This is a genomic window from Clostridium beijerinckii, from assembly GCF_018223745.1.
Classification (GTDB): domain Bacteria; phylum Bacillota; class Clostridia; order Clostridiales; family Clostridiaceae; genus Clostridium; species Clostridium beijerinckii.
Genome location: NZ_CP073653.1, coordinates 3,057,905 through 3,078,683, shown reverse-complemented (window position 1 = coordinate 3,078,683; position 20,779 = coordinate 3,057,905). Strand labels below are relative to the sequence as shown.

Here is a 20,779-nt window from a genome sequence, read left to right as displayed (position 1 = left end):
GAGATAAATGGATTTTAGGGATTTAAATATTAAAATATTTGCAGATGGGGCAAATTTAAATGAAATGTTGGAGGTTTATAAGGGAGGTATTGTTAAAGGCTTTACTACAAATCCCTCGCTTATGAAAAAGGCAGGAATTGATGATTATAAGAAATTTGCCAAAAATGTTTTAGAAGAAATTAAAGATTTACCAGTATCTTTCGAAGTTTTCTCAGATGATTTCGAGACTATGGAAAGGGAATCAGACGTTTTATCTGAACTAGGTGAAAACGTTTATGTAAAGATACCTATCATGAACACTAAGGGAGAATCTTCAATTCCGCTAATTAAAAAGTTATCGGAAAAAGGATACCATCTTAATGTTACTGCAATTTTCACTTTGGATCAGGTTAAAGATGTGGTAACTGCGTTAAATCCAGAAGTTAAGAGTATTGTGTCCGTATTTGCCGGAAGAATAGCAGATGCTGGAACTAATCCAATGAAGATTATGATGACTAGCAGCAAGCTATGTAAAGCAAATAAAGGTGTAGAGCTTTTATGGGCAAGCTGTAGGGAATTATACAATATTGTTGAAGCAGATGAATGTGGTTGTGAAATAATTACTGTAACTAATGATATATTAAAGAAACTCCCTACTATGGGAAAAGATTTATACGAATATTCTTTGGAAACTGTACGAAGTTTTTATAAGGATGCATCAAGTTTAGGATTTTCTATTTTGTAGCATTAAGGAAGGTGGCAAGGCTATGATTGAAAAGTTATTTAATAAAGAAACAATTGAATTAAATGTTGAAGTAAATGATTGGATAGATGCTATAAGATTTTGTGGAAGTCTATTTGTTAAGAATGGAAATACTGAAGCAAAATATACTGATGCAATGATAAATACAGTAAAAAATATGGGACAATACATTGTTATTGAAAATGGAATAGCTATGCCGCATGCAAGACCAGAGGATGGAGTCAAGAAAATTGGTATGGGGCTTATAAAACTTAAGAAGCCTATAGAATTCGGTAATGAAGAATATGATCCTGTTGATATATTGATTTTTATATGTGCGATAGATAAGACTTCACATTTGAAAGCCTTGGCCGAACTTATGACACTTATTGAGGATAATGAATTTTTAAGCATTGTAAGAAATTCATCTTCAAAAGAAGATGTTCTTAGCTATATTAATTCAAAAAGCTTTTAAATTAGCTTAAATGACTTTTAGTAATATTATAAAGGAGATAGAAAAATGGAAATATTAACGGTTTGTGGCAATGGAATTGGAAGCAGTTTAATGTTAGCTATGAAGATTGAGGAAATATGCAGGGAAAACAATATAAAAGCTAATGTTGAATCAACTGATTTTAATTCAGCACAAGGGAAGAAGGCAGATTTGATAATTACTGTCAAGGAACTTGCTCAGCAGTTTGATAATAGAGATGTTGCAGTAGTGAGAAGTTATATAAATAAAAAGAAGATAACAGAGGATGTTTTGGAAATTATTAGAAAGAAGTATATGGAATTAAATAAATAGGGGGTAAGTATATGTCAGTTCTTGAGTTTTTTAGAGACGTATTGAAACAGCCGGCTTTATTAATGGGAATTATGTCATTCGTTGGACTTATTGCACTTAAGAAACCTGGTCATAAAATTATGACAGGAACTTTAAAACCTATACTTGGTTACTTGATGCTTGGTGCTGGAGCAGATTTTATCACCTCTAACCTAGATCCTCTTGGAAAAATGATACAAGAGGGATTTCATATAAATGGAGTTGTTCCAAATAATGAAGCTATTGTTTCTGTTGCCCAAAAAGTATTAGGCGTAGAGACAATGACAATTTTAATTGTAGGACTTTTAATTAATTTATTGATAGCAAGATTTACAAAATTTAAATACGTATTTTTAACAGGCCATCATAGTTTTTTTATGGCTTGCCTTTTATCAGCAGTTCTTGGAACAACAGGTATGAGTGGAACAGAATTAATATTATTTGGTGGATTCTTACTTGGAGCATGGAGTTCAATATCTCCTGCGATAGGGCAAAGATTTACTAGAAAAGTAACTGATGGCGACGATATCGCACTAGGTCACTTTGGTAGTTTAGCGTACTATATTTCAGCATGGGTAGGATCTAAGGTAGGAAAACCAGAAGAAAGTACTGAGAAAATTGAAATACCAGAGAAATGGGGATTTTTAAGAGATACAACCATTTCTACTGCATTAACAATGATGATATTTTATTTAATTGCAGCAATAGCGGCAGGTCCAACTTTTGTAGCAACTATTTCAGATGGTACTTCACCTATATTATTTGCGCTTATGGCAGGATTAAAATTTGCAGTTGGAGTAACAATTGTTTACAGTGGTGTTAGAATGATTCTTGGTGATCTTATTCCAGCATTCCAAGGTATTGCAACTAGAATTATCCCTGATGCTGTTCCAGCTGTTGACTGTGCAGTGTTCTTTACTTATGCACCTACAGCTGTTGTTATAGGATTTGTATCTTCTTTCATTGGTGGTGTTATTGGCATGATTCTTTTAGGATTTGCCGGAGGAGTATTGATAATTCCAGGACTAGTACCTCACTTTTTCTGTGGAGCAACTGCTGGAATATTTGGTAATGCAACTGGTGGTCGTAAAGGCGCTATAGTAGGTTCATTTGTAAACGGGCTTTTGATTACTTTTGCACCAGCATTACTTTTACCTGTACTTGGTTCATTAGGATTCCAAAACACAACTTTTGGTGATTTTGATTTTGGAGTTTTAGGTATTATACTTGGTAAAGCATCAGAATTAGTGGGAAAATTTGGTATTATAGCTATTGTTGTTATATTACTAGTAGTTTTAATTGTTCCTAATTTCATAAAAACTAAATCAAAAGCAATTAATAATCTAGATTGATACTTCTAATAAATTAAAGGAATTTATCTTGATGACATAATATCCCTTCTCTTCAATATAAATAATATAGTGAGTTGAAAGTAAATTAAGCTTTCAACTCATTTGCTTAAATTAATGAATATTTATGGCATTATCAAAAGAATAGCAAGTCAATGTTATATCTAAGGTTGTTATTTTCTTTCATATGCCTTAAAAAGTGAGTGATATTATTAAAAGCAGGTGTATAATATGCTAAATAGCAGGTGTTCAGATATACTAAAAATCATAGCAAACAGCAGTGTACCTATAACTATAAAGGATATTGCTCTTAAGTTTAAAATAAGTTCTAGAAGTATAAGATATGATTTAGATAGAATAGATGAATATTTAAAAGAAATAAATTTAAACCCATTAGTTAGGAAACCTAATGAGGGAATATCAATAGATTTAAGGCAAGATGAGAATAAGAGACTTTTAAACTTAATGGAATCCATAAACAGCTATGATTATGTTATGTCTCAAAAGGAAAGAATAATTTATATAATCTATAAGTTATTAGAAAAAAATAGCTATCTAACAATAAACAGCCTGGCTGAAAATATGTTCGTCAGCAGGGGAACTATTAATAATGACCTTAAAGAAGTAAGAAAATTACTTGAAGGTAATAATATAAAGCTTCAAAGTGAAAAATCCAAAGGAATAAAAGCTATTGGAGATGAGAAAGATCTTAGAAAAGTTGTTTCGAATCTTATGCTTGAAAATGTAGCTGACTCAGATTTGATTGGTGTTAATTTTAAAAAGTTATTTAAGGATATGGATATAGAATTTATTGGTAATGTAATAAAGACTGCAGAAGATCAATTAGAAAGTACATTATCTGATTATTCATTTAACAATTTATTAATTCATATTGCAATTGCCATAAAGAGGATTGAACTTGCTAAAGATATTGTGATGGATGATAATGAGCTTAAAAATTTAAGTAAAACTTGTGAATTTTCTATAGCTTCTGCAATGGCAAAAATGCTGGAGGATAGATATGATATAAAAATACCTAAAAGTGAAATTGGGTATATGACAATACATCTTCTTGGAAGTAACGTAATGTTAAAAGAAGAAAAAAATGATGATCTAGTATATATACAGCTTATTTCCGCTACATTGATAAGTGAATTTGGAAAAAGAACAAAGTATAATTTTGAAGCGGATGAGCATCTTTTAGAAGGATTAATTCAGCATATAAGGCCAATGGTTTATAGATTAAAACATGGAGTCAGTATAAATAATCCTCTTCTTGATGAAATTATATATAAATATAAGGAAGTTTTTACTTTAGTAGAAGAAAGCCTGATATTTTTGGAAAAGGATTTGAATGCAGAAATAAGCAAAGAAGAAATTGGCTATATAACTTTGCACTTTATGGCATCTTTAGAGAGGATAAAGAATTTAAACAAGATAAAGCCTAGAGTTTTAGTGGTATGTGCTACTGGAGCTGGTACATCAAAATTTGTATCAACAAAGCTTAAATCAATATTTGACATAAACATAATAGATACAGTTTCAAGCCACGATATTGAAAGGATAGCAAAAAGAGAACCTATAGATTTAATTATAACAACAATCCCAATTAGTATAATAGGTATAAGATGTATTTTAGTAAGTCCATTTTTGACAGAAAAAAATATAAGTGAGTTAAGCCTATTCTTTTCAAAATATTCGCAAGCACTTGATGATATTGAAAATAAGAAAGAGTTTGAAAGTGAAAAAAGTTTTTCTAAATGTTTTAATGAAGATGATGAATATTATAATATGAATTTGGAAGCCAAAAGAAGTGTCATAAAAAATATACTAAATATAGTTGATAAGAACTGCATAATAAATAACTACTCAAATTTAGAAAAAGAAATAGTGACATGCTTAAGTTCATACAAAGAAATAATCCAGCCTTCATTGAGTGAAATAATAAATGATAAATACATTAAACTAAATGAAGAAGCAGAAAACTGGAAAGAAGCAATAGTAAAAGGTGGACAAATCCTTAAAAGAAACAGTTGCATAAATGACTCTTATATTGATGCAATGATAAATAATGTTGAAAAATTGGGCTCGTATATAGTTATTTTACCAGGAATAGCAATGCCTCATGCAAGGCCAGAAGATGGAGTATATAAAATTGGCTTTAGTATTATGACATTAAAATATCCAATTAAATTTGGAAACCTTGAAAATGATCCGGTAAAGGTAATAATAACTATGTCAGTAATAGATAATAAAAGTCACATGAAGGCTTTGAAGGAATTAATGAAAATAATAGAACAAGATGATTTTATAGATGAAATGAATAGAACTAATTCTGTAGAAGAGGTTTTGAGAATATTTAATTTATCTAGATAAAAAGATAAATGACGATGAGAAGTTCTATATTGATGACAAAAGCAAGTAAGCGTGATTCTTTAAAGCTCAACAGTATAATTGAATAAAACTATTTTTAATATGTAAGCATTGTGCTAAATCGATATATTTAGTGCAGTGCTTTTTTGTTAAATTAAGGTAAAGGTATAGGCATATAACTGTAAAGCTTAGGTTAATACTATGTAAATACTTGTGTTAAACGTTTGCTGCAAATTGACTTTGAATTTTCACAATGATAATATTCAAATTGTTGGAAGAATTGTTAAAAGTAATGTTTAAGGAGGAAAACTGGTGTCAAAATTATTGCTCAAAAACGTATGTAAAAAATATGATGATGAATCATATGCAGTTAAAAATGTCAATTTAGAAGTTGATGATAAAGATTTTTTGATTTTAGTTGGGCCATCAGGCTGTGGTAAATCAACAACACTTAGAATGATAGCTGGCCTTGAAGAAATAAGCGAAGGTGAAATGTGGCTAGATGGACAGTTTGCAAATTATCTTACTCACAAAGAAAGAGATTTAAGCATGGTATTTCAAAATTACGCACTATATCCAATGATGTCAGTTTATGATAATATAGCATTTTCTTTAAAGGTGAGAAAAGTTGATAAAGCTACTATAAAAGAAAAAGTAAATAAAGTTGCAGAAATCTTGGGAATACAAGAATTATTAAAGAGAATGCCAAAAGAATTATCTGGGGGTCAGAAGCAAAGAGTTGCAATTGCAAGTGCAATAATTAGAAACCCTAAAATTTTGCTTATGGATGAGCCTTTATCAAATTTAGATGCAAAATTAAGAAATCATATGAGAGTTGAAATGTCAAAACTTCATAAAAAATTAAACAATACAATTATATATGTAACGCACGATCAAACTGAGGCAATGACACTTGGTACCAAAATAGTTGTATTAAAAGATGGAATAGTGCATCAAGTAGATACTCCAGAGGAATTATATAATAATCCAATCAATAAATTTGTTGCAGGTTTTATAGGATCACCGTCAATGAATTTTATAAAATGCCAATTAAAACAGGAAAATGATGAAATGCATTTTATATTCGGTAATGAAAAAGTGTATTTACCTAAAAGTAAAAGTAAGCTATTGATAAAAAAATCTTATGAAAATAAAAATGTAATTATTGGTATAAGGCCAGAGCATATTACACAAAGTGCAGATATAAAGGACGAAGATAAAGAACATGTATCTTCGGTAATTAATATTAAGGTAGAATTAAGCGAAATGCTTGGAGAAAAGACAAATGTTTATTTTAAAATTGGAAATAGTGAGCTGACAGCAATTTTTAAAGATAGCGTTAACTTAAGCACAGGAGATGAGGCTCAGATTCTAATAAATACAAAAAATATTTGTATTTTTGATGAAACAACAGGAAAGAATATTCTGTATGATGAAGTTAAAGGAGGCCTATGTGATGAATAAAATAAAAAAAACTGAAATTGGACCATATTTGTTTATTATACCAAGTCTTATAATTTTTATATTATTTTTATTTTATCCATTTTTTAAAACAGTATATTTAAGTTTATATAAAACAGATAAAATGGGACAGGCTAAATTATTTGCAGGATTTGAGAATTATACAGATTTATTTTCATCATCATCATTTTATAACAGCCTAATGGTTACATTTATTTTTGTGGCAATAGTTGTTTTAGTAAGCATAGCTTTAGGACTTATAACAGCCTTATTATGTAATAAAACCTTTCCAGGAATACGAATTTTTAGCACTGCGTATGCTCTTCCAATGGCAATTGCATCTACATCAGCATCAATGATATTTAAAATTATTCTTCACCCATCTGTAGGTATTGTAAATAAAATTCTCAATGTTAATATAAATTGGTTAACAGATCCTAAGTATGCATTAATTTGTGTTGCAGTATTAACTGCATGGCTTAACAGCGGTATTAATTTTCTATATTTTTCGGCTGGGTTAAGCAATATTGATGAATCTATATATGAAAGAGCATCAATTGATGGGGCAAGCTCACTTCATAAATTCTTCAAATTAACTTTACCTGGACTTAGTCCAATTCTATTCTATACGTTCGTAGTAAATATTATCCAAGCCTTTCAAGCGTTTGGACAAGTTAAAATATTAACTCAAGGAGGACCAGGGGAGTCAACAAATCTCCTTGTTTATTCAATTTATAGGGATGCATTTTTCAATTATCGATTTGGTAGCGCAGCCGCACAATCAGTTGTACTTTTTGCAATAATAATAATACTTACATTAATAATGTTCAGAGTAGAAAAGAAAGGAGTTAAGTATTAATGGAAGCTGTAATTAATGAAAATATAACGAAAAAGGAAATAGAAGATATTCAAACTAAGATGAGAAGAAGATATAAAAATAGAAAAAGAATTAACTATTCTTTGAGACTATTAATTAATTTAATTGTTGTCTTAATTGTACTTCTACCTCTTTTATATGCTTTAAGCATTGCATTTATGGAATCAAGTGAGGTATTTTCAGCAGATTTAAATTTGATACCTAAAAATCCTACATTATCAAACTTTTTAGATGTATTAAAAAAAGTTCCATTATTTAAATTTGTATTTAACTCATTTTTAGTAGCAGGATTAATAACAATTGGACAAATAGTATCGTCTTCACTAGCGGCATTTTCATTTTCATTCTTAAATTTTAAAGGTAAGGAATTATTGTTTATGATTGTTATGTCAACAATGATGATACCAGGAGAAGCAACGATCATTTCAAATTATTTAACAGTAAGTTCATGGAATTGGCTGGATTCATATCAAGTACTTATAGTTCCATATTTGGCATCAGCAATGGGAATATTTTTATTTAGGCAATTTTATTTGTCTTTTCCAATTGCACTTTATGAATCAGCAAAGATTGATGGATGCTCAAATATAAAGTTCATATGTAAAATTTTAATGCCTCTTACAAAATCATCGATAGGTGCAATGGCAGTTTATACATTTATAAATGCTTGGAATATGTACATGTGGCCACTTCTAGTAACTGGATCTGATAAAATGAGAACAGTTCAAATTGGTATAAGTATGCTCAATAGTATTGATTCACAGTCCATAACAATGATGATTGCAGGCGTTGTAATGGTAATAATACCATCACTATTAATCTTTGTTGCAGGGCAAAAACAACTTATAAGAGGTATGTTCTCTGGTGCTGTTAAAGGCTAAATCGAACAGTAAGATTTATTAAAGTACAGCTAATGGTTAAAAAACAGCATTTAATTAAAAAATATAAGCTGTTTAAATATAGGAATATTATGATTTTCAAAATTGAAGGGAGAAAATAAAAATGAAATTTAAAAAATTCTTGCCACTTGTTTTAACGGCTACAATGGCCTTGACTTTACTTGCAGGGTGTGGTGGTGCTAGTAAGGAAACTGGGAATAACTCGTCAAATGGTGATGATAAAGGAAAAACAACAATAACGTTTTGGCACTCTATGGGAGGAGTAAATGGAGAAGCTCTTACTCATTTAGTAGATAAATTTAACAGCGAAAATGATAAAGGAATTCATGTAGATGCACAATATCAAGGAGAATACGATGATTCAATAAATAAGCTTAAAAGTGCACAGCTTGGAAACATGGGAGCAGATTTAGTACAAATTTATGACATTGGAACTCGCTTTATGATAGATTCGGGATATATAGTTCCGATGCAGGAATTAATTGATAAGGATAATTATGATATTTCAAAAATAGAACCTAATATAGCGGCTTATTATACTGTAGATAAGAAATTATATTCAATGCCATTTAATTCATCAACACCAATACTATATTATAATAAAGATATGTTTGCTAAGGCTGGCATTAAAGATGTGCCCCAAAGTTTTTCTCAAATTGAAAGCATTTCAGACGATTTAAACTCTAAAGGTGGAGCTGCTAATGCAATTTCTCTTGGTATTTATGGCTGGTTCTTTGAAGAATTTATTGCTAAACAAGGACTTAAATATGCAGATAACGGAAATGGTAGACAAGGTGCAGCAACTGCAGTTGACTTCGACAAAAATGGTGCGGCTTTAAGTATTTTAAATTCATGGAAGAGTTTATATGATAAGGGATGTACAGCTAATGTAGGACGTGGTGGAGATGCAGGACTTGCAGATTTCTCAGCAGGAAAATCTGCGATGACATTAGGTTCAACAGCTTCATTAAAACAAATATTAACTGATGTTAATGGTAAATTTGAAGTTGGCACTGCATATTTTCCAACAGCTGTTGATGGTTCAAAAGGCGGAGTTTCAATTGGAGGTGCTTCTTTATGGGCATTAGATAATAAAGATGACGCTAAAAAGAAGGCTACATGGGAATTTGTAAAATTCTTAATCTCTCCAGAATCACAAGCTTATTGGAATGCTAACACTGGATATTTCCCTGTTACAACTGATGCTCAAAATGAACAAGTATATAAAGACAATATTAATAAATTTCCACAATTTAAGACAGCAGTTGATCAGCTTCACAGCTCATCACCAGAGTATGCAGGAGCACTGTTAAGCGTATTCCCAGAAGCTAGGCAAACAGTTGAAACTGAAATTGAAAATATGCTTAATGGAAAACAAACTCCTGAAGAAACTGTAAAAGCTATGGCAGATAGTATTAATAAGTCAATTGGCGAATATAACAAGATTAATAAGTAGTATGATTCATGTGACAATTATTATAGATATTGAACTCTAAAACTAAATTTATGTGGTAACTACCGAAATCACAAATATATTTATGATTTCTAGTGAAGATATGAACTTAAGTCTTGGCAACTTTGTAAATAATGTTCATCTAATAAGTCTAATTCTTAAGTTGTTTACCTATAAGTAATTGATTTGCAAAAAAGTTTTATAGTTTTATAAAATAGTTTAAATCTAGAAAGGGTATCAATAGTAATTAAATACTTGGTACTCTTTTGTAATATTAAATTATGTGGAAGGTGATAAAGTATGGGTGATACAAAGATATGGGCACATAGAGGCGCTTCAGGATATGCGCCAGAGAACACTTTAGAAGCATTTGAACTTGCAGTTGCCCAAGGGGCAGATGGTGTTGAATTAGATGTGCAACTTACAAAAGATGGAGAATTAGTAGTAATACATGATGAAACAATTGATAGAACAAGTAATTGAAGGGGTAATGTAATAGAATATACGTTAAAGGAGCTTAAGAATTTTAACTTTAATTGCTCTAATCCAAATTATGTTTATGCTGAAATTCCTACTCTTAAGGAAGTTTATGAGCTTTTAAAACCAACCAATTTAATTATAAATGTGGAACTTAAAACTGGAATTATATTTTATGAAGGAATTGAAGAAAAGGTATTAAAGTTATCAAAAGATATGGATTTTGAAGATAGAGTAATATATTCATCATTCAATCATTATACAATAAAGAAAATTAAAGAACTTAATAATAAAGCAAGAACTGGATTATTATATTGTGATGGATGGATAGGTATTTTAGAATATGCTAAAAAATTAGGTGTAACTGCATTACATCCCTGTAGTTACAATCTTCAGTATGAAAATCTAATAGAAGAATGTAAGAAGGAAAATATACGACTTCATGTTTGGACTGTTAATGAAGGAGATGAAATGAACTTTTTATACAAAAACAAGGTTGATTCAATAATAACTAATTATCCAGATGTAGCAAGGGGAATAAGAAACAATTTGTAAATCTAAAACTTGTAAACTAAATTTGTTATATATAAGCATTGTGCTAAATTCATATATTTAGTGCAGTGCTTTTTCTTCTTTAGGAACTACCTATTAAGGCAAAGATTTCAGAAAGTATAATAAAAATAGCTTTATCTTGTAGTAAATTATAATTTTGTTAAGTCCGTCGCTGACATACACTATTTGAAGTTATAACTTATATAATATGATTTTCAATTGGTTTGAAAAGAATCAAAAGTATAAAGATGGAAAAAAGTATTCATATTCGTATTATATGGTATAATAACTACAATAAAAGCGTAACATTAATGATAGATGTTAAGGCTTAAACAAATTATATCTATACTGTTTACAATTTTAATACGCATGTTGGAATCAAGTTTCTACATTCCAGGCTTAAGTAAGCATTTAGTTCAGATTTATTATTTCAATATAGATAACATATAAAGAGTTTATGATTGAAATAATAAACTATAAAGGAATGAAATATTTCTAGTGTTTGTACACGCAGTGAACAGTAGATATAAAATTATGAATATAAACTAATTTTTATAAATGGAGGGAATAGTATGGAATTTAAAATTAATACAATTAAAGCTAATGAAGCTGACTTGGTTATGCTTCCGGTTTATAGTGAAAATAAAGATTTGCAAGATGAAAAGCTTACAGTGATATATAAGCATTTTAAAGAAAGCAATAAATTTAAAGGTAATGCTGGAGAAATATGTGTGGCTACCAATGTAGTTGAAAGTGGAGTTCAAGACATAATATTTATTGGACTTGGAAGCAAGGATGAGTTGACAACAGAAATTATAAGAGGTTCTTTTGGAAAGGCAATAAAAAAGGCAATTGAATTAAAAGCTAAAAAAATAGCATTAAATATGACATCTAATAAGAAGTTATCAGTTGAAGATATTACGAAGTCTATGGTTGAAGGAATTGGTTTTGGAGAATATAGATTTGACAAATACAAGACTGAAGCTAATGAAAATTCGGAAATTGAAGTAAGTATCTGTACTGATGAAAATGGAAAGCCAAACTCAATAGATGAATATATAGATGAAGCTTTGATACTTGTTGAAACAACTAAATTTGCAAGGGATTTAGTTAATGAACCAGCTAATGTACTATATCCAGAAACTCTTGCAGAAAAGGTTATTGGCTCTGGAAACAAATATGGATTTGAAGTTGAAGTATTCGATGAAAAGAAAATTAATGAACTTGGAATGGAATCTTTCCTATCAGTAGCTAAAGGATCAGAACTTTCTCCTAGACTTATTGTAATGAGATATTTTGGAGATGAAAGCAAAAAGGACGACATATTAGGTCTAGTTGGAAAGGGAGTCACTTATGATTCAGGTGGATATTCTATCAAGCCAACTAGCAGCATGGATTCAATGAAATCAGACATGGGTGGAGCTGCATCAGTTATTGGAGCAATAAGTGCTATAGCAAAGAAAAAGCTAAAGATAAATGTTGTAGGAGTAATTGCTGCATGTGAAAATTTAATATCTGGCAAAGCATATAAACCAGGAGATATAATTGGTTCTATGGCTGGTAAATACATTGAAGTTTTAAATACAGATGCAGAAGGAAGACTTACTCTTATAGATGCGGTACATTATATAATTGAAAAGGAAAAAGTTAATAAGGTTATAGATTTAGCTACATTAACAGGAGCTGCCTTAGTTGCACTTGGAGTTACTACAACAGCTGTAGTATCTAATAACGATGAGTTTTATAAAGAGTTAGAAAGCGCATCACTTAAAGCTGATGAAAAAGTTTGGAGATTACCTGACTTTGATGATTATAAAAAACTTATTAAGTCCGATATAGCAGATTTAAAAAATACTGGAGGCAGGCATGCAGGTACTATTACTGCTGGATTATTTATAGGCGAATTTGTACAAAATAAGCCTTGGTTACATTTAGATATTGCAGGTACAGCATGGACTGAAAAGGAAAGTAGCTATTGTTCTAAAGGTGGTACAGGAGTTGGTGTAAGGACTCTTTACTATTTAGCAAAGAATAGGTATTAAGATCAGTAAAAGCGCTCTAACAGTTTTTATTAAATTTCTTCTAGAAAATAGAACTTATTAGCTTCTAAAAAGCTAGTAAGTTTTTTATTCTTTAGGTATTTATCACAAGTGTTGATTAACCAAATTTTTACTTTAAATTATTAACTTATTTTTGATATTTTTCAAAAATAAGTTAATAGATATATAGACTTCGACCTTAAGACTTTTTTTAAGCAATTTTCTTACAAATTGAATTAGTGATAATTTAACATATTTTAAATTTTTAGTCGTTTCAACATAAGTAAATTGAAGCAAAACATAAGCTATCAATGATATGAAAAGTTGATTATAGACAGCATTTTCAGTTGTTCCAAATATTCTTTTTACATTCAAGTTTTGTTTTATAAATTTAAAGAAGGTTTCAATTTTCCAACGTTCCTTGTATATTTCTGCTATTTTTTCTGGAGTAATGTTCATTAGGTCAGTGCACACTTTTACTGATTTACCATAATAATCAGTAAATTCAACTACTCTAAATCTATTTTGAGTTTTTTTAGTCTCTTTTCCTAAATAACATGTAACATCTCGAATTACAGAAGAATTTTCTACTACTCCTAAACTTCTCAATTTCTTTGGTTTTGAAAGTATTGTATTATTTTTTATTCTTATAACAAAAGATTGTTTTATTTCTTTAAACATATCAAATCTCTCATGATTTTCATAAGCCCTATCTTCAACTAAAATAGAGTGTACATCTATTAAACCTTCACCTATCGGTCCATCATGCTTTTTAGCAATAGTTTCAATAACTTTTTGTGGTGTAAAGTCATTAATATTTAAAGATATATGAAGTTTTATTCCAGATTTCTTCCCATTAAATTTTGCCCATTTAAGACGGTTTTCACCTACGGTCACGGTAGTTGAATCAATTGCTATTAATTGTTTTGGCAAATTTAGAATTCTTCGCATTCTACGATTACATTTAGAAACAATAATCTCAAATAAAGTTTTAGAAATTTTGTAATCTACCTTAGAGGCTTTTTTAGAAATAGTTGAATAATCAACTGGTGTTAGCCCTACTGATTCCATATGCTCAACGCCATCCCTATAACTCTTATATTCATTCGTAGCTGCTGCAATAAAGAATTTTATTAAATCATATAATGTGAATTTTCTTGCAGTATCAACATATTCTAAAATTTTACTAAATTTTTCAACTTCCTTTTCACTTAAAAATGTTTGAAATATATCAAATATAGTGGTAGTATTTTTCATGAGGGCATTCTCCTTAAGTATTATTTTGGTTCGCACTTTAATATTACTACAGAATGACCTCATTTTTTATATATTTTCACTTCTATTTTTTGGTTAATCAACACATATGGGTATTTATATTCCAGTAAGATCTGTGGGCAACTTAAAAAAGGTTACTTGGATAGTTTTGGCATTTTAAAAAGAAATCTTATTCGCCTGTATAAAATGTTCTTATATGCAGCGGAGCTGCTATTTCTGATGTGCGGATTTTTCTCACATGCATTCAAAAAGGCAGATGCGTGAAAAAAATCTACACATATGAAAAGAGTGCGAAGCACAATACGGAACTTAAATGAAAAGAGTGCGAAGCACAATACGGAACTTAACCACAGTCGCCTGTGATTTTTTTATATTTATAGGGCAAACTAGAAATGTGATACATACCTAAAATACTAATTTATAAAAAAATGTTATTGTTGAGCAATTTTATCATGTATAATAGTAATAACATATAAGTTAAAATAGACCAGAGGAGGGGATATGAAGTGGATTTACTAATGACGATATTATTGTTGATGGGATGTTTATTGATTTCAAATATTATTAGTCACTATGTTCCATCTATACCTACAGCTTTGACACAAATTGTTTTGGGTGTAATTATTGCATTTGCATTTAAACATACTTCTTTTGAATTAGAAGAAGAATGGTTTTTTCTCTTATTCGTAGCGCCGATTTTATATAATGATGGGAAATACTTTCCAAGAGAAGAGCTATGGAAAATGAGGCGTTCAATATTCGGAAATTCTTTAATATTAGTTTTATTAACAACTATAGGTGGAGGATATTTCATTCATTGGATGATACCAGGAATTCCTCTTGCAGCTGCCTTTGCATTAGCAGCTATTTTATCACCAACTGATCCAGTGGCTGTAAATGGTATAGCAAAGAGAATTCATATACCTGAAAAAGTACTAAATCTTGTTAAAGGAGAGTCTTTGATAAATGATGCATCAGGTATAGTAGCCTTTAATTACGCTATAACTGCTGTAGTAACAGGCTATTTCTCATTAAAAGATGCAATTTTAAATTTTTCATATTTATTTTTAGCAGGGGCAGTCTTAGGTGTGATTTTTGCCTTGATCTTGACATTAATAAGATTTAATTTGCGTAAAGAGGGAATAAATGATGTTGTCTTTCACTCCCTTCTGCAGATATTAGCTCCATTTGTAATATTTATAATCACTGAGGAATTTTTACACGCATCAGGAGTAATTGCTGTGGTGGTTGCAGGTATTGTTCATTCACTTATCAGCAGAAGATTTGAAACTAGCATAGCGGAAGAGCAGGTACTTACAGAAAATATATGGTCCATTATTTTATTTGTATTAAATGGAATTGTATTCTTATTATTAGGATTAAATATTCCCTTATCAATGAGTGAAACAATAGCTGATCCCAATATAGGAAATTTAAAGGCCATTGGATATGTTATTGCAATTGGATTTGTTATTTTGGCAATTCGTTTTATTTGGTCTTATATTTCAGCTTTCTATGAATATCTCCTAAGCAAAAGTAAAAATATAGAAGTGCCTAATGTAAAAATAGCGCTATTAACTAGTTTAACAGGTGTTAGAGGTACGGTTACAATGGCTGGAGTTCTATCAATGCCTTTTTTCTTGGATAACGGAGATACATTTCCAGAACGCTCACTGATACTTTTTTTAACTGCTGGCGTAATATTATTCACATTAATATGCGCAACAATATTTCTACCGTTTTTATGTAAAGGTGAATTAGAAGAAGACAAACAGATTGGGGATAAAAACCTAATTGAAGCCAAAAATAAACTTTTACTTGCTGGTATTAAAGCTGTTGAGTCAGAAATAAATGATGAAAATGAATCAGTAGCTTATGAATTAATTCATGAATATAAACGTATATCTCAAAATCTTAGATTTGAGCAAACCTCAAGCGCAGTCGAGAAAAATTTTAATCATCAAGAAATGGTTGAAATACAATTAATAGCATTAAAGGCAGAACGAAAATATATTAATGAATTAATGGGTAAAAGTGAGATTGATGAACAAGTATTTAAAGCACTTGATAAATCTTTAGATTATAGAGAAGAAGTCTTTCTAAGAAATCCTAGTCAAGATACTATGTTTCTTGTAAGAAAATTAACGAGAGCAACGAAGATTTTTTACAAAAAGTTCAAAAAGAGGAAAGAAATCAAGCTAAATAATTTGAAATTAGTAAAAGATATTCAATTAAAATCCTTTCAAGCTGCAATTGAAGCCTTAGAGGAATATCTAAGAAGTCATGAAGGATCAAACGCTGCACAAGACGTAATTCTATATTACAGAACCATGATTAATAGATTTAAAGGAAACGTAGTTAAATATAATGAGGAAAGCATAAAACAAAAGGAAGAACTAAGAATTAAAGCCATGGATATAGAGCGTTCAGCAGTTCGTAATATGTATGAATCAGGAGAAATTACTAGAGAAGAATCAAATGAATTAAGAAGGTATATAAATTATATTGAAAGTGTGATTTTGTATAAGCATGCAGAATAATTCATATAGATAAAGCAGTTTTTTATGATATGCAATTGCATTATACGTTTTAATGTTAAAGAGAACAGTGAAACGGAGAATAGAGCAGTAGCTTGATTAGCTACTGCTTTATTTCAGTATTTTATTTAGAAATTTGTATTTCACTTCCTAGATTATATCTATCTATTTGTTCTATATTATCTCTAGAAATTATATCTAATGCCTTATCTTTTTCTACATTATTAAACTCTACGATATATCCAAGAGCAACATTTGGATCTTTATAGAAACTCATATTTTTATCGCTATCATAATTAGAGTAATAAACTTGACCTTCTGTAAAATGATAATACATGCTCATGCTACTTGCCATTAATAAACTTGCCTTTTCTGAACTTCCCTTACAATATACTTTTACAGTATTATCATTTCTTTCAATATTATATATTTCCCCTTTACTTCCATCAGAGAAATCGAAAGATTTTGAATAGGTTACATTATTAGTTGTTTCTTTATTTGTATCTTCTTCTTTATTACCATTTTCATGTGTTTTTCTAAATTCGTCCCAAGTTATATTACAAGTTAAAGGTATTAGGCTTATATCTTTTTGGTCTTTAAGAATATCATAAGTAGCTGTCTTTGATTCATATCTTCCTTTTATTACTTTATCATCTGAAGAGCTTCCAGAGGATCTTAACTTATACATTTTATCTCCAACCTTTAAGATCATTGAAGAATCCATATACCTATCATCATGGTCTTTTTGAGGTTCACTATAAGTAACTGTTGTTCCTAAAACATCAGATTCTAATTTATCTAAAGTCCTGTCAGACCCAGAAATTTTTGTTGATAAATCTTTTTCGATTATATTATTAAATAATCCTGAAAAATCTGCGTTTGCATCCATTCCTATGTTAACTTTATAATTTGGAAATACTACATCGAGCCTTAAATCACCGCTTTTAGGAAATTCTTCATCATGAGTATCTTGATCTATAGTAATTAATAGAGTTTTATCATCTATAAAATCAGTTGACATGCTTTCGCCGCCTCGTTGAGTTTCACCATAAAGTAATTGAATTATCGAATTATCATTTTTAGTTTTATCAAAAGGTTGTATGCTTTCTACTTTAATTACTGCATTTAATTTATGCTTTGTTACCGTTGCCTTTACTAATGTTACTTTTAATCCATTTTGAATAACGCTCTTATTTATATCAACTGAATAATCTTTATAAGTAGCAGCAGCCGAAGTTGTACTACTTGTGTAAGAAGAAATTGCTTGTACATTATCAGCTGCTAAAGCTGGCATTTCTAATGCACTCATGGTTAACATGAATCCCATAATTCCAAAAACTGGTCCTAATAATTTACTAACTTTTTTGTTTATCATTGATAATTTTCCCCCTAACTAAATACTTAATAAGTGATAAGTGATAAGTGATAAGTGAGAGTCCAAATTTTACATTTGGTTTCTCGAACTTAGCTGACAACCGCAGGATGTCAGCCTCCTTTGAAGTTGATATTTGGTTTTTAGAACTTAGTTAAGTTGCTTAGCGACTTAACCTCCTTTACTATATTCGGTTACTCGTATTTAGCTAACAACCTCAGAGATTCAGTCTCCTTTGAAATTGATTTTGCTTGCTACAACTTAGTTAAGTCGAGTAAGTGACTTAATTTCATTTATCACATTTGGTTCTTTGAACTTAGCCAAGAATAGTATGGTATTAGCTTTATTTGTAGTTCCTTTGGTATATGAAACTTAGATAATAATATTTAAATTCGACTAAGTTTGTCTTTTTTATCATACAATTAATTATATCCCTATAATGGAAAACAATCAATTAATTTACATAATATTCATTTTACTATTATACAAAATTAATATATTCAACCATTAATTAAGAAATTGATTAGCATTTACACTTATTTTATTTGTGATTGATGGATTAAGTTAAATAATAGTAATATTTTTATATGATAAATCAAAGCGTTTAAAAGCAAGTCACAAATAAATGTTTTTTTGAACGAACATTTTTTAAAATAAAACTTTTTTACAATTTAAAAAGGAAAAAAGTTAAGAAGTTAGAAACAAAAGAAGTTAACAATGTAACAATTTTTATTAGATATAGGGTTAAGATGCATTAAAAGATTTTCTAAAAGACAATTATTATGAATTATGAAAATAGTAAAGATAGCTGAAAAATTATTTCTGCTAATTTGAATAATTTTTATGTAATATTGGTTACAATTTTACATTTTTTTGCGATTTTAAAAACGTGAAATATAAAATGTATATGAATTAATTGTAAATTATGAAATTAATTAGAATAAATATTCCGATAATAGAAACTTAGTGATATAATAGTTGGGTAAATTATGTAAAAAAGTGAATCGATATACATAAATTACTAAAGTTTTCTTTTGAGGAGGCAATATACGTTGCAAGATATAGATGAACAAGAAGCCGATTATATTATAGAATCAAAAAAGAAGTGTAGAAAATTAGGATTAGATCCCAACAAACCTAGAGTGTCTCCTAATGCTATATCAGAATTAGAATTAGCTAAAAAGAAAGATATATATAAAGAAGTTTTAGATGTTGTTAAATTTTTTGGCAATAAAATGATTAAATCTTTAGAAGGTACTCCTATATTAGTTACTATTACTGATGAGAACGGGTATTTATTAGAAATTCTTGGGGACGAAGCTATAGGAGAAACAATGTTTGAATTTGGAGTTAAGCCAGGTATTCAATTTCGCGAGGAGGATATGGGAACAAATGTTGTTAGTTTGACTCTTAAGCAAAATCATCCAATACAGATAATAGGAAAGGATCATTATCATAATTCTTTACAGAAGAGCGCATGTTATGGAGTACCATTTCACTATTCAGATGATGATAATTTACTTGGAACTATATGTATAATGACGGCTGTTATACTTCATAATCCATTTTTTCTAATGACATTAACTACTGTAGTTGATGCCATAGAACGAGAACTATTGCTTAGAAAACAAAATCGTAAGCTTAATAAGCAAAAAGAACTATTATATGAATCGGAAAAAAAGCAAAGGGAGCTTTTAGAAAAAGACCTTGTGATGAAAGATGAATTTATAACCCTTATTACTCATGAATTTAAAACACCAATAAATGTAATTTATTCAGCTATTCAATTGATTGAACAGGTATATATTAATCAGATTCCTCAATCAGTCAAAAACTTAATAGGAAGCATAAAGCGAAATGCTTTCAGGCAGTTGAGGCTTGTAAATAACTTGTTAGATATTACCAAGTTAAAAGCAGATCAATTTAAATTAAACCAAAAGAACATAGATATTGTATTTATAACACAATTGATTGCAGAATCTATAAAAATATATGCAGATCAAAAAAAGATTATGTTTGGATTTAAAACTAATACATATAGCATAAATACTTCAATAGATGATGAAAAATATGAACGCATAATTTTGAATCTTTTATCAAATGCAATAAAATTCACACCAGAAGGTGGAAGGATAACTGTTGAGATTACAGAAAATATGAAGAATAAAACAGTATCAATTGCTGTGATTGATACTGGGGTAGGGATTCCAGAAGATAAACGTGAAGTGATTTTTGAACGATTTGGACAAGTTGATAATAATCTTTCAAGACAGGCAGAAGGTAGTGGGATTGGTTTAGCATTAGTAAAGATGTTGGTAGAAATATTAGAAGGAAGCATTGAGGTAGAAAGTGAATTAGGAATTGGCAGTAAATTCACAATAACGCTACCTATTAAAGAAGTTACATTTGAGGAGAAAAATAGAGCATTTATATCTTCAGATAATGGATTAGTAAATGCCATTAATGTTGAATTTTCTGATATTTATTTTTAAAGGGATATTTATAAAAGTAATATATGAAAAAATTTTATAGACTGAGCTATTTAAGTATTGAGTTATTTATTTAATGTAT

General features: G+C 29.5%; 14 protein-coding genes and 1 pseudogene. 13 read left to right on the top strand and 2 right to left on the bottom strand.

The features are described 5' to 3' along the window. Nucleotides 1-7: 7 nt before the first annotated feature. The 11 genes and pseudogenes from KEC93_RS13945 (at nucleotide 8) to KEC93_RS13895 (ending at nucleotide 13,027) form a co-directional block, all read left to right on the top strand. Nucleotides 8-724 (top strand): transaldolase, encoded by a 717-nt coding sequence (locus KEC93_RS13945; RefSeq protein WP_077867982.1) that lies wholly within the window; start codon nucleotides 8-10, stop codon nucleotides 722-724. A 22-nt stretch (nucleotides 725-746) separates the two neighbouring features. Further along, nucleotides 747-1,196 carry a PTS sugar transporter subunit IIA gene (locus KEC93_RS13940; protein ID WP_023975431.1) on the top strand — a complete coding sequence of 150 codons (450 nt, stop codon included), beginning with the start codon at nucleotides 747-749 and terminating at the stop codon, nucleotides 1,194-1,196. A 45-nt stretch (nucleotides 1,197-1,241) separates the two neighbouring features. After that, the gene (locus KEC93_RS13935) at nucleotides 1,242-1,526 is read left to right on the top strand and encodes a PTS sugar transporter subunit IIB (protein WP_017210617.1); all 285 of its coding nucleotides are present in this window, start codon (nucleotides 1,242-1,244) and stop codon (nucleotides 1,524-1,526) included. Between the two features lie 11 nt (nucleotides 1,527-1,537). Next, on the top strand, nucleotides 1,538-2,896 hold the full coding sequence (locus tag KEC93_RS13930) for a PTS ascorbate transporter subunit IIC (protein WP_077867983.1): 1,359 nt from the start codon (nucleotides 1,538-1,540) through the stop codon (nucleotides 2,894-2,896). 228 nt (nucleotides 2,897-3,124) lie between these two features. Beyond that, nucleotides 3,125-5,269, top strand: a complete 2,145-nt coding sequence (locus tag KEC93_RS13925; RefSeq protein ID WP_077867984.1) for a BglG family transcription antiterminator — start codon at nucleotides 3,125-3,127, stop codon at nucleotides 5,267-5,269. 309 nt (nucleotides 5,270-5,578) lie between these two features. After that, complete coding sequence (locus tag KEC93_RS13920; protein WP_077867985.1) at nucleotides 5,579-6,730, top strand: ABC transporter ATP-binding protein; 1,152 nt, start codon at nucleotides 5,579-5,581, stop codon at nucleotides 6,728-6,730. Further along, nucleotides 6,723-7,586, top strand: a complete 864-nt coding sequence (locus KEC93_RS13915; RefSeq protein ID WP_077867986.1) for a carbohydrate ABC transporter permease — start codon at nucleotides 6,723-6,725, stop codon at nucleotides 7,584-7,586. Before KEC93_RS13920 ends, KEC93_RS13915 begins: the two co-directional genes overlap by 8 nt. A gap of 59 nt (nucleotides 7,587-7,645) precedes the next feature. Beyond that, the gene (locus KEC93_RS13910) at nucleotides 7,646-8,485 is read left to right on the top strand and encodes a carbohydrate ABC transporter permease (protein WP_373866463.1); all 840 of its coding nucleotides are present in this window, start codon (nucleotides 7,646-7,648) and stop codon (nucleotides 8,483-8,485) included. Between the two features lie 121 nt (nucleotides 8,486-8,606). Next, nucleotides 8,607-9,959 (top strand): ABC transporter substrate-binding protein, encoded by a 1,353-nt coding sequence (locus KEC93_RS13905; protein ID WP_077867988.1) that lies wholly within the window; start codon nucleotides 8,607-8,609, stop codon nucleotides 9,957-9,959. 297 nt (nucleotides 9,960-10,256) lie between these two features. After that, nucleotides 10,257-10,988: pseudogene (locus KEC93_RS13900) on the top strand (glycerophosphodiester phosphodiesterase). Nucleotides 10,989-11,557: 569 nt separating this feature from the next. Continuing rightward, on the top strand, nucleotides 11,558-13,027 hold the full coding sequence (locus KEC93_RS13895; RefSeq protein WP_077867989.1) for a leucyl aminopeptidase: 1,470 nt from the start codon (nucleotides 11,558-11,560) through the stop codon (nucleotides 13,025-13,027). Between the two features lie 132 nt (nucleotides 13,028-13,159). Here the strand turns inward: KEC93_RS13895 and KEC93_RS13890 are convergent, their stop codons facing one another. Further along, nucleotides 13,160-14,281, bottom strand: a complete 1,122-nt coding sequence (locus tag KEC93_RS13890; RefSeq protein WP_172462699.1) for an IS4 family transposase — start codon at nucleotides 14,279-14,281, stop codon at nucleotides 13,160-13,162. A gap of 524 nt (nucleotides 14,282-14,805) precedes the next feature. Between KEC93_RS13890 and KEC93_RS13885 the strand changes: the two genes are divergently transcribed. After that, the gene (locus KEC93_RS13885; protein WP_077870037.1) at nucleotides 14,806-16,839 is read left to right on the top strand and encodes a Na+/H+ antiporter; all 2,034 of its coding nucleotides are present in this window, start codon (nucleotides 14,806-14,808) and stop codon (nucleotides 16,837-16,839) included. 121 nt (nucleotides 16,840-16,960) lie between these two features. Here KEC93_RS13885 and KEC93_RS13880 read toward each other — a convergent pair whose 3' ends face one another. Beyond that, nucleotides 16,961-18,211, bottom strand: a complete 1,251-nt coding sequence (locus KEC93_RS13880) for a hypothetical protein (protein WP_039768562.1) — start codon at nucleotides 18,209-18,211, stop codon at nucleotides 16,961-16,963. Nucleotides 18,212-19,260: 1,049 nt separating this feature from the next. Between KEC93_RS13880 and KEC93_RS13875 the strand changes: the two genes are divergently transcribed. Then, complete coding sequence (locus KEC93_RS13875) at nucleotides 19,261-20,700, top strand: ATP-binding protein (protein ID WP_039768559.1); 1,440 nt, start codon at nucleotides 19,261-19,263, stop codon at nucleotides 20,698-20,700. The last annotated feature ends 79 nt before the right edge of the window (nucleotides 20,701-20,779 follow it).